Source organism: uncultured Metabacillus sp., assembly GCF_947503125.1.
In the GTDB taxonomy this organism is placed as follows: Bacteria; Bacillota; Bacilli; order Bacillales; family Bacillaceae; genus Metabacillus.
Genome location: NZ_CANNCR010000039.1, coordinates 32,287 through 42,550, shown reverse-complemented (window position 1 = coordinate 42,550; position 10,264 = coordinate 32,287). Strand labels below are relative to the sequence as shown.

Annotated in this window: 12 protein-coding genes; all 12 read left to right on the top strand. The window is 37.8% G+C overall.

Going from position 1 to position 10,264, the window contains the following annotated elements; all coding sequences use genetic code 11:
* Positions 1-302 precede the first annotated feature (302 nt).
* The 12 genes from yabG to Q1B07_RS19315 all read left to right on the top strand — a co-directional run bounded on the left by yabG (position 303) and on the right by Q1B07_RS19315 (position 10,189).
* Complete coding sequence (gene yabG / locus Q1B07_RS19370) at positions 303-1,184, top strand: sporulation peptidase YabG (RefSeq protein ID WP_299093059.1); 882 nt, start codon at positions 303-305, stop codon at positions 1,182-1,184.
* Positions 1,185-1,571: 387 nt separating this feature from the next.
* The gene (veg, locus tag Q1B07_RS19365) at positions 1,572-1,841 is read left to right on the top strand and encodes a biofilm formation stimulator Veg (protein ID WP_046517522.1); all 270 of its coding nucleotides are present in this window, start codon (positions 1,572-1,574) and stop codon (positions 1,839-1,841) included.
* 300 nt (positions 1,842-2,141) lie between these two features.
* A complete protein-coding gene (locus tag Q1B07_RS19360) occupies positions 2,142-2,330 on the top strand; it encodes a small, acid-soluble spore protein, alpha/beta type (protein WP_299093058.1) in 189 nt (62 codons plus the stop codon).
* Positions 2,331-2,732: 402 nt separating this feature from the next.
* On the top strand, positions 2,733-3,602 hold the full coding sequence (gene ispE, locus Q1B07_RS19355; protein WP_299093057.1) for a 4-(cytidine 5'-diphospho)-2-C-methyl-D-erythritol kinase: 870 nt from the start codon (positions 2,733-2,735) through the stop codon (positions 3,600-3,602).
* Positions 3,603-3,661: 59 nt separating this feature from the next.
* Complete coding sequence (purR, locus tag Q1B07_RS19350; RefSeq protein ID WP_299093055.1) at positions 3,662-4,507, top strand: pur operon repressor; 846 nt, start codon at positions 3,662-3,664, stop codon at positions 4,505-4,507.
* 1 nt (position 4,508) lies between these two features.
* Positions 4,509-4,883 carry a 2-iminobutanoate/2-iminopropanoate deaminase gene (gene ridA, locus Q1B07_RS19345; protein ID WP_299093054.1) on the top strand — a complete coding sequence of 125 codons (375 nt, stop codon included), beginning with the start codon at positions 4,509-4,511 and terminating at the stop codon, positions 4,881-4,883.
* Between the two features lie 201 nt (positions 4,884-5,084).
* On the top strand, positions 5,085-5,375 hold the full coding sequence (gene spoVG / locus Q1B07_RS19340; RefSeq protein WP_046517517.1) for a septation regulator SpoVG: 291 nt from the start codon (positions 5,085-5,087) through the stop codon (positions 5,373-5,375).
* A 489-nt stretch (positions 5,376-5,864) separates the two neighbouring features.
* The gene (gene glmU / locus Q1B07_RS19335) at positions 5,865-7,241 is read left to right on the top strand and encodes a bifunctional UDP-N-acetylglucosamine diphosphorylase/glucosamine-1-phosphate N-acetyltransferase GlmU (protein ID WP_299093052.1); all 1,377 of its coding nucleotides are present in this window, start codon (positions 5,865-5,867) and stop codon (positions 7,239-7,241) included.
* A gap of 19 nt (positions 7,242-7,260) precedes the next feature.
* On the top strand, positions 7,261-8,214 hold the full coding sequence (locus Q1B07_RS19330) for a ribose-phosphate diphosphokinase (protein ID WP_299093051.1): 954 nt from the start codon (positions 7,261-7,263) through the stop codon (positions 8,212-8,214).
* Between the two features lie 230 nt (positions 8,215-8,444).
* The gene (locus Q1B07_RS19325; protein WP_299093049.1) at positions 8,445-9,071 is read left to right on the top strand and encodes a 50S ribosomal protein L25/general stress protein Ctc; all 627 of its coding nucleotides are present in this window, start codon (positions 8,445-8,447) and stop codon (positions 9,069-9,071) included.
* A 234-nt stretch (positions 9,072-9,305) separates the two neighbouring features.
* Positions 9,306-9,863, top strand: coding sequence for an aminoacyl-tRNA hydrolase (pth, locus tag Q1B07_RS19320; RefSeq protein ID WP_299093047.1), 558 nt, complete (start codon positions 9,306-9,308; stop codon positions 9,861-9,863).
* 95 nt (positions 9,864-9,958) lie between these two features.
* Complete coding sequence (locus tag Q1B07_RS19315; protein WP_299093045.1) at positions 9,959-10,189, top strand: anti-sigma-F factor Fin family protein; 231 nt, start codon at positions 9,959-9,961, stop codon at positions 10,187-10,189.
* Positions 10,190-10,264: the final 75 nt, after the last annotated feature.

The following is a 10,264-nucleotide window of genomic DNA, read 5'->3' as shown; positions in this document are numbered from 1 at the left end:
CATGGAATAGAGTACAAGCTATCGGATATTCGCTAGACAAAAAAGGACCGGGCGGTTTTTGCCCGGTTTTTCTTATGATAGGATTTTAAGGCATGGTTTACGTTGTAGACTATGCTTTATTTTTATTTAACGTAAATGCTTCTTCATTTGCTTTTTTTTAGGCGACATATCACCAATTATCAAAAACAACATAGGCTAGAAAAGGATACTTTTTTAGAAGATGATAATAATCCTACAATGACCGTGTTTGTATTGGAGCGAGCAAGGTGCTTGTGCTTTTCTTAAAATTGGAGTGATCAATTATGCAGGTGAAAATTGGAGATGTTGTAGCAAGAAAATCTTATCAGCTTGACCTGTTATTTCGAGTGATTGATGTAAAAACAACTGCTTCAGGAGAGCAGATTGCAACCTTATATGGTGATGAAGTTAGATTAATAGCTGATGCACAATGCAGTGATCTCGTCATTGTGGATGAGATGGAGAAAAATAGCCGCAAGCAAAAGGAAAAGGAATTGATTGAGCAGTCATATTATTTATTTCGCCAAGATTATCAGCTGTTAAGAGAGAAGCAAGAATATTATGCAACATCCAGTTATAGCCACAACGAAGAGTTTTTTCATATACCTGGAAGAGTCCTTCATGTTGATGGAGATCCCCTTTATTTGCAAAAATGTTTAGCCTTATATGAAAAGATCGGTGTCCCCGTAAATGGTATTCATGTTAGTGAAAAGGAAATGCCAGAAAAAATTACGGGTCTTCTCGAAAGCTATCGTCCTGATATTTTAGTGATAACAGGTCATGATGCTTATTCAAAGCATAAAGGAAATATAGATGATTTAAATGCGTACCGCCATTCAAAAGAGTTCGTGCAAACTGTCCGCAATGCCCGTAAAAAAGTTTCCCACCTTGACCAGCTCGTGATTTTTGCAGGAGCATGTCAATCCCATTTCGAATCCTTAATTAGGGCAGGCGCTAATTTTGCCAGCTCTCCATCAAGGGTAAATATCCATGCCTTAGACCCTGTTTACATTGTCGCTAAAATAAGCTTTACTCCGTTTGTTGAACGGATTAATGTTTGGGATGTCCTTCGAAACACGTTAACAAGGGAAAAGGGTCTTGGCGGTGTTGAAACAAGGGGAGTGCTTAGGACAGGAATGCCATTCAGAAAACATAGTAATCAGTAAATGTTGCCGCTTATCGATATAAGTGGCTCTTTCTAATAGAAAAGAGCTGCGTGGACAGTGATAAAATATCACCTTTTTTTGATAAAATTCATCTTTTTTAACCATGAAAATACCATCTGGTATTCATTGTTTTTTCTTAGCGAAATCCAAAAAATAATGAATCTTTTCCTCTGTTTACGGCTTATAAATGAACATTTGAATAAAAAATAAAAAAAACATTCATTTTTGCACATAAAATTAATATTGTCGGAACAAACTATCTGTGAAGGATTAAGAATTTTGTTGAAAATAATTTATTGACAGTTGGGAAAAGTTATTGATATAATTTTAATTTTATTTGACTTACATAGGCAAAAGCTGTATAATTACATTAGTGAGGTGGATGCAATGGGAAAAACTCTAACGGATATTAAAAAGTCCTTGGATGGAAATCTTGGCAGACGACTAACTTTAAGAGCAAACGGTGGTCGTAGGAAAACGATAGAACGCTGTGGTGTACTTGCAGAAACCTATCCATCTGTCTTTGTTATTGAGCTTGATCAAGATGAAAATTCGTTTGAACGTGTATCTTACAGCTATGCTGATGTGTTAACGGAAACAGTACAATTAACATTTTTTGAAGATACAACAGGTTCATTTGCAGTTAGTGGACAGTAGACAGAATTGTTTACTGTTTTTTCTTTTGTCTTTTTTTAAAAAGGTATAACTTTTTGTACTTAGTTTTTGTGTCTAGCTCCAGCACTTAGCCCCTCTAGGGTGTAACCACTCAGGAATTGAAGGCTAAGAACGCCTTCTATTCCTATTCGCCTTATGCTTGTCCCCTTATGCTTAGCGCCTTGCGCTTTTCTTAGAAGCAGTTCCCTACATAAATCGATAAATAAGTGTAGATAATAGAAAATGCCACCGTTCAATCTCTTCTTTTATCCATATTTATCCTTTGAAAGGATGTGTAGTGTTATGGGCAGACGTCGTGGAATTATGTCTGAAAGCTTTAAATATGAATTAGCAAAGGACTTAGGTTTTTACGATACAGTAAAAGAAGAAGGATGGGGAGCAATTCGGTCACGTGACGCAGGAAATATGGTTAAACGTGCAATTGAATTAGCTGAGTCTCAGCTTGCTCAACATCATCGTGGTCAAAAGTAATGTGAAGTATCAGGGTTGACTGGTAAGCTTTATCGCCTTATTCTTTGAGGAGTGAGCTTATACAGTCAGCCCTTTGTCTATAGGGAAGAATGAAGTCAGCAGGTTGATGAGTCGCTGGCACTTAAGCCTTTGTAAGATATACAACGAACTCAGTTTTCGTGTTCAGCTGCAGCGCCTAGCTCCTCGAGTCATAAGCCACTTAGGAATTGAATACAAAGAACGTCTTCTATTCCTAAGCGTCTTATGCTTGTCGGAGCTGAACGAGGCGCTTCCGCATTTCGAATGTCCAGCTGCAGCGCCTAAGCGGGTGCTTCCGCTTTTCTTTGTCGAAAAAAGAAATACTATGCCTGCTTTTGTGGTACAATGTTGATACAATTTTAGATCGTTAAAGTAGGTGAATACATGCGTGTGTTAGAAAAAGCACCAGCGAAGATAAATTTATCATTGGACGTCCTTTTTAAACGGAAGGATGGCTTTCATGAAGTGAAAATGATTATGACAACCATCGATTTAGCTGACCGGGTCGAGCTCGTTTCTTTGCCATATGATGAGATTTGTATTGTGTCTCAAAATCGTTTTGTTCCAGATGATCATCGTAATTTGGCTTATCAAGCGGCTAAATTGTTAAAGGAAAGGTATAAGATCCGTAAAGGTGTGTCGATATCGATTACAAAAACGATTCCAGTTGCTGCAGGATTAGCGGGAGGCAGCAGTGATGCAGCGGCAACATTACGAGGATTAAATCGCTTATGGAACTTGGGTTTATCTATAGAAGAGTTAGCAAGGCTGGGAGCAGAAATCGGTTCAGATGTTTCATTCTGTGTTTATGGCGGAACGGCATTAGCTACAGGACGAGGGGAAATCATCCATCATATCGACCCTCCGCCACATTGTTGGGTTGTTCTTGCAAAGCCGACAATTGGCGTTTCAACTGCTGATGTTTATAAAAATTTAAACATAAATTCGATCGAGCATCCTGATGTTGAAGGAATGGTTGAAGCTATTAAAGCAGGAGACTATGACCAGATCTGCAAACTAATGGGAAATGTACTAGAAAGTGTAACTTTACATATGTATCCTGAAGTAGCAAATATTAAAGATCAAATGAAGCGTTTTGGAGCTGATGCCGTTCTCATGAGCGGGAGCGGACCGACTGTATTCGGTCTTGTACAATATGAATCACGATTGCCGAGAGTTTATAATGGACTTCGAGGGTTTTGTGACCAAGTATTTGCAGTACGAATGCTGGGGGAGCGAAACAGCCTTGATTAAATACGGATATTAAGTTATATTTACTATAATAATATTCGGATTTTGGAGGTTACCATTTCATGAAATTTCGTCGTAGTGGTCGTCTTGTGGATATGACAAACTATTTGCTTCATCATCCACATTCGTTAGTGCCATTAACCTATTTTTCAGAGAAGTATCAATCAGCTAAATCATCCATAAGCGAAGACTTGACGATTATTAAAGAGACTTTTGAGCAACATGGAATTGGAACATTACTCACTGTACCTGGTGCTGCGGGCGGAGTAAAGTTTATTCCGCAGGTCGAGGAAAATGAAGCAAAACAATTTATAGACGAGCTTTGTGAATTAATGGCTAAACCAGAAAGGCTGCTTCCAGGAGGTTATTTATATTTAACCGATATCCTTGGTGACCCCTCGATTGTTAACAAATTAGGGAGATTATTTGCAACCGTTTTTAGTAATCGGAAAATTGATGTCGTGATGACTGTTGCAACAAAGGGGATCCCATTGGCGTATGCTGTTGCAGCTCAACTTGATGTACCGGTCGTGATCGTAAGGAAAGATAGCAAAGTAACAGAAGGATCTACAGTAAGCATTAACTATGTTTCAGGCTCATCTAAACGTATTCAAACGATGCTGCTAGCTAAGCGTAGCTTAAAGGAAGGCTCTAATGTGTTAATTATTGATGACTTCATGAAGGCTGGAGGCACAATCAACGGGATGATCAGCCTTCTTGAGGAGTTCCAGGCTAAGGTTGCAGGGATCGGAGTTCTTGTAGAAACTGAGGGAGTAGAAGAAAGACTGGTGGACGAATATATCTCTCTCGTAAAACTCACTGATGTAGATACGCGTGAAAAGCATATCCAAGTAAAGCCCGGGACTTATTTTCAATTTATTAAAGAAAAAAAGATTGGAGAGGAATAATATGAAAATTGTCAGCACTAATCAAGCACCTGCCGCAATCGGCCCATACTCGCAAGGGATTATTGTGAATAATTTGTTTTATAGCTCAGGTCAAATCCCGTTAACTGCTGAAGGGGAAATGGTAACAGGAGATATTTCTGAACAAACTCATCAAGTATTTAAAAACTTAAAAGCTGTTCTTGAGGAGGCAGGCGCATCTCTTGAATCAGTGGTAAAAGCAACAGTGTTCCTTCAAGATATGAATTCATTTGCTGCATTTAATGAAGTATATGGTCAATATTTTTCAGAGCATAAGCCAGCTCGTTCTTGCGTTGAGGTGGCACGTCTCCCAAAAGATGCTCTAGTTGAAATAGAAGTCATCGCATTAATTAAGTAACGTTTTTGCATACGGACTGTCTCAGAGGTTTAATCCTTTGTTTTGAGACAGTCCTTTTATATTATTAAGATCTTTTGCTTAATACCTCTTTTCCTCCCTTATCTAAATTTTAAAAAAATTTTCAAATATTGCAGGAATATATAAAAGAACGTTGAAATAGTAACTAAAGTTTTTCATATGGGGGAAAAGGTGGTGAACAGGATGGAAGTTACAGACGTAAGATTACGCCGCGTAAATACCGAAGGACGTATGAGAGCAATTGCATCAATCACGCTAGATCATGAATTTGTTGTTCATGATATCCGTGTTATTGATGGAAATAACGGTCTCTTCGTTGCGATGCCAAGTAAGAGAACTCCTGATGGAGAGTTCAGAGATATTGCACACCCTATTAATTCTAATACACGCGGAAAAATTCAAGACGCTGTATTAGCAGAATATCACCGTTTAGGTGAGTTAGAAGTAGAATTTGAAGAAGCAGGTGCTTCATAAAATATAAAAAGGGACTTTGCAGATAAATGCAAAGTCCTTTTTTATCGTTTAGAAAATTCATTGAACTGTGGATAAGCACTGCGACATCCAGCTCCGAAGCACAGGATATGCAAGTGCAGTCAGTGCGACAGGACGTCGCGTTTTTGACTGCCAGCGCCTATCGCCTATCAAACTTCAGATCATCTCCCTACGATAAGTCAACATCGGTTCGCTTCGCTTACCGTGTTTCCTTTATTTCAGTCGATGCTCCTCCAGTTTGTACGGCGATGACCAAGGCGCTTGCGCTTTTGTTCTTCATGAGACCCTTTATTGTGTTAAAGTGAACGTGCGAAAAAATATTATTATGATAAAATTAGAAATATCATGTACTTTTATTTGCTATCTTGAAATACGAGTTATTTTAAGATATATTTTTTTATGGATAAAAAGGTACTAGACATTTAATAGTTTAATTAAAAAAGGTTAAATATAAAAATGGAGGCCTAGTAAATGGAAAATCGCTACGCAGTTATTTTAGCTGCAGGACAAGGCACACGGATGAAATCTTCATTATATAAAGTTCTGCATTCTGTATGTGGAAAACCTATGGTACAACATGTTTTAGACCAAGTATCTAAATTAGAGTTAACAAAAATCGTGACAGTTGTTGGACATGGTGCTGAAAAAGTAAAATCAGAGCTTGGCGATGCGAGTGAGTATGCGTTACAAAGTGAACAGTTAGGAACTGCTCATGCGGTTATGCAGGCGGCATCATACCTAGAGAATGAAGAGGGAACAACAATTGTCATCTGTGGCGATACACCTCTTATTACTTCAGAAACGATGGCAGCATTATTAACTCATCATAAAGAAACAAATGCAAAAGCAACGATCTTAACAGCAAAGGCTGATGATCCAACAGGCTATGGCCGTATTGTTCGCAATGAAGCCGGTACGGTAGAAAAAATAGTTGAGCATAAAGATGCAACAGATGCAGAAAGAGAAATTGCTGAAATTAATACTGGTACATATTGCTTTGATAATAAAGAATTATTTAAAGCATTATCACATGTATCAAATGATAATGTGCAAGGGGAATACTATCTTCCAGATGTGATAGAGATTCTTAAAAAGGAAGGAAAAATTGTTTCTGCCTATCAAACAGCTTCTTTTGATGAAACATTAGGAGTTAACGATCGAATCGCGTTATCACAAGCGGAAAAAATTATGAAGCAACGCATCAATAAAGAGCATATGAGAAACGGTGTAACACTTATTGATCCTGATAACACCTATATTTCTGCAGATGCTGTTATTGGCCGCGATACTGTTATCTACCCGGGAACGATGATTCTAGGTGAAACAGTTATAGGTGAAAACTGCCTGATCGGACCGAATACAGAAATTAAAAATTGCACGGTGCAAAACGAAACGACAATCCGTCAATCTGTTGCACATGACAGTCAAATCGGCAACAGTGTTAACATTGGACCTTTTGCTCATATTCGTCCTTTATCATCGATCTCTGATGAAGTGAAAATCGGAAATTTCGTTGAAGTTAAAAAGTCGACAATGGGTAAGGGCAGCAAAGCATCACACTTAAGCTATATTGGCGATGCTGAGGTTGGTTCCGATGTTAATCTTGGCTGCGGATCAATTACGGTTAATTATGACGGAAAAAATAAGTTTTTAACAAAGATTGAAGATGGGGCATTTATTGGATGTAACTCAAATTTAATTGCACCAGTAACAATTGGCAAAGAAGCATATGTTGCTGCGGGATCAACGGTTACAGATGATGTACCAGAGAAAGCATTAACAGTTGCACGTTCACGACAAGTAAATAAAGAGAATTATGTCGATCGAATAAAAAATAAAAATTCCTAATGGAGGTTTTCACTTTACCATGTCTAATCGCTATGGAGATTCAAATTTAAAAATATTTACGCTCAACTCTAATCCAGCATTAGCAAAAGAAATTGCAGATATTGTTGGTGTGGATTTAGGGAAGAGTTCTGTTACTCGGTTTAGTGATGGGGAAATCCAAATTAATATTGAGGAAAGTATTCGTGGTTGTGATGTCTATGTCATCCAATCAACCAGCGGCCCTGTTAACGAACATTTAATGGAACTTTTAATCATGATTGATGCCTTAAAACGTGCATCTGCCAAAACCATTAATATTGTAATTCCTTATTATGGATATGCAAGACAAGATCGAAAAGCAAGAGCAAGGGAGCCTATTACAGCTAAGCTTGTTGCAAATCTTATTGAAACAGCAGGTTCAACCCGTGTTATTACTTTAGATCTGCATGCACCACAAATTCAGGGCTTCTTTGATATTCCGATTGATCATCTTATGGGAGTGCCGATATTAGGAGAATATTTCCTAGGAAAAAACCTTGATGATATTGTCATCGTTTCCCCAGATCATGGCGGTGTAACAAGAGCTCGTAAATTAGCGGATAAGTTAAAAGCTCCAATTGCGATTATTGACAAAAGACGTCCAAGACCAAATGTTGTGGAAGTTATGAATATTATTGGGAATATCGAAGGGAAAACAGCTATTTTAATTGATGATATTATTGACACAGCCGGAACAATTACGCTTGCAGCAAACGCGCTTGTCGAAAATGGTGCTAAGGAAGTATTTGCATGCTGTACACATCCTGTTTTATCAGGTCCAGCTATTGAACGGATTAACAATTCTAAAATTAAAGAATTAGTTGTGACAAACTCAATTGCATTACCGCAAGAGAAACGAATTGATAAATTGGTTGAGCTATCTGTTGCACCATTAATTGGCGAAGCGATTATTCGTGTCCATGAAAAACAATCTGTAAGTTTACTTTTTGATTAAGAAAAGTGCAAGGCGCCTTGTGTTATACAATAACACAAGGTAATAACTTTATACTTACTTTTTTATAAAGGAAGCTTATTCTTGAAATGCGGGCATCCCGTATTAGAATATAGCTTCTTTTTGCTTGCCAGGCATAACCAGATCGCTTCCGCTAGAAAAAATATGTTTATACCTTCCTAGTTATGGGTAAACAATATATATGGATGATAATTCGTTAGGAAGGTGTAACTATGACAACATTACAAGCGATAAAGCGAACTGAATTCACAAACTCTGCGAAAAGAAAAATTCGTGAATCAGGTCAAATTCCCGCGATTATTTATGGGAAGAAAATTGAAAATAAGCCAGTTGCTTTAGATAGTATCGAACTGATAAAAACATTAAGGGAAGAAGGAAAAAATGCGATTCTTCACCTGGATGTAGATGGTGATTCACATGCGGTTATGCTTTATGATGTTCAAACAGATCCATTAAAAAATGAAATTGTCCATGCCGATTTTCATGTAGTGGACATGCAGTCGGATGTGCAAGTTGATGTACCTGTACATTTAACAGGTGAAGCACAAGGTGTGAAGGATGGCGGTGTCTTACAGCAATCATTCCATGAACTAACCATTACTGCAAAGCCGGGAAATATCCCACAGTCTATTGATGTTGATATTACAAACCTCGGCGTAAATGAAACAATCTTAATTAAGGATCTTCCAAAGAGCAATGATTACACATTTGTTCAGGATGAAGAGACAGCGATTGCATCCATTCTCCCTCCTAAGCAGGAAGAAGAAATTGACAGTGGGGAAGAGCAAGAGCCTGGAACTCCTGAAAATGAGGAAGGTCGAGAAGAAAGCGAAAAATAAGAAAGCCATAGATGAATTATTTAACCGAGTGTCAGCCTTCTACTTTAGAGCACTAAGAGATTTTTTCCTAGTAGCTTTAGGAAGGCTGGCACTTTCCTTTTTGCTCATAGACTTTTGTGTTATTGTTAGGATATGAGGAAGAATTGTAAATAAAATAACATGTAAAAGTATAACGATAAGTATATAATATAATCATATGCGTATAAGTTGAGTTGTATTGGAGGGTTTCTAGAAATGAAACTCATAATCGGATTGGGTAATCCTGGGAAACAGTATGAGCAAACAAGGCATAATGTAGGTTTTATGGTTGTTGATAAGCTTTCGAAGGAATTGTCGATCCCGCTTGATCGCCACAAGTTTAACGGATTATATGGGATGGGACATATTTCAGGGGAGAAAATCATATTATTAAAACCACTTACATATATGAATTTATCAGGGGAGTGCATTCGGCCTTTGATGGATTATTATGATATTGATCATAACGAGATTGTTGTTATTTACGATGACCTTGATCTACCAGTTGGAAGAATTCGCTTAAGGACTAAGGGAAGTGCCGGCGGCCATAATGGGATTAAATCGATGATTTTACATTTAGCCACACAAGAATTTAACCGGATTCGCATAGGGATTGACCGTCCAACTAATGGCATGAAAATTACCGATTATGTATTAGGACGATTTACTGATGAGGAAACACAAGGGATCAATGAAGCGATTGATCGATCTGCAAATGCCTGTGAAAGATGGCTGTCTACTTCATTTACTCAGATTATGAATGAGTTTAATTAAACATAATATCAGTTAATCTGCCGAGCAAATCATGTATATCAAGCCTCGAAAAGGTACATACTATCAGTAAAATATACCCTTTTCAGGAGGCAATTATGGCTCTGCATTATCATTGTAGACACTGTGGTGTGAAGGTAGGAAGTATTGATAAAATGGCTGTTTCAAGTGAACAGCTGGGCTTTGATCATTTATCTGATGAAGAACGTCAAGAGATGATAACCTATCAACAAAATGGTGATATACAAATAAAAACGATTTGCGAGGATTGTCAAGATGCACTAAATAGATATCCAGAATTTCATCAATATGAAAGTTTTATTCAGTAAGAGCTTTGGGTACAGCCCCAAAGCATTTTTCTGTTTAGCTTTTCACCATAGTATAAAGCTGGCAATCCAAATCTA

What these genes read in the sequence shown, in the direction of transcription:
- glmU (WP_299093052.1), top strand. Translation starts at nt 5,865, where the DNA reads ATGGAAAATCGCTACGCAGTTATTTTAGCTGCAGGACAAGGCACACGG.
- Q1B07_RS19315 (WP_299093045.1), top strand. Translation starts at nt 9,959, where the DNA reads ATGGCTCTGCATTATCATTGTAGACACTGTGGTGTGAAGGTAGGAAGT.
- ridA (WP_299093054.1), top strand. Translation starts at nt 4,509, where the DNA reads ATGAAAATTGTCAGCACTAATCAAGCACCTGCCGCAATCGGCCCATAC.
- Q1B07_RS19325 (WP_299093049.1), top strand. Translation starts at nt 8,445, where the DNA reads ATGACAACATTACAAGCGATAAAGCGAACTGAATTCACAAACTCTGCG.
- veg (WP_046517522.1), top strand. Translation starts at nt 1,572, where the DNA reads ATGGGAAAAACTCTAACGGATATTAAAAAGTCCTTGGATGGAAATCTT.
- Q1B07_RS19330 (WP_299093051.1), top strand. Translation starts at nt 7,261, where the DNA reads ATGTCTAATCGCTATGGAGATTCAAATTTAAAAATATTTACGCTCAAC.
- spoVG (WP_046517517.1), top strand. Translation starts at nt 5,085, where the DNA reads ATGGAAGTTACAGACGTAAGATTACGCCGCGTAAATACCGAAGGACGT.
- pth (WP_299093047.1), top strand. Translation starts at nt 9,306, where the DNA reads ATGAAACTCATAATCGGATTGGGTAATCCTGGGAAACAGTATGAGCAA.
- purR (WP_299093055.1), top strand. Translation starts at nt 3,662, where the DNA reads ATGAAATTTCGTCGTAGTGGTCGTCTTGTGGATATGACAAACTATTTG.
- Q1B07_RS19360 (WP_299093058.1), top strand. Translation starts at nt 2,142, where the DNA reads ATGGGCAGACGTCGTGGAATTATGTCTGAAAGCTTTAAATATGAATTA.
- ispE (WP_299093057.1), top strand. Translation starts at nt 2,733, where the DNA reads ATGCGTGTGTTAGAAAAAGCACCAGCGAAGATAAATTTATCATTGGAC.
- yabG (WP_299093059.1), top strand. Translation starts at nt 303, where the DNA reads ATGCAGGTGAAAATTGGAGATGTTGTAGCAAGAAAATCTTATCAGCTT.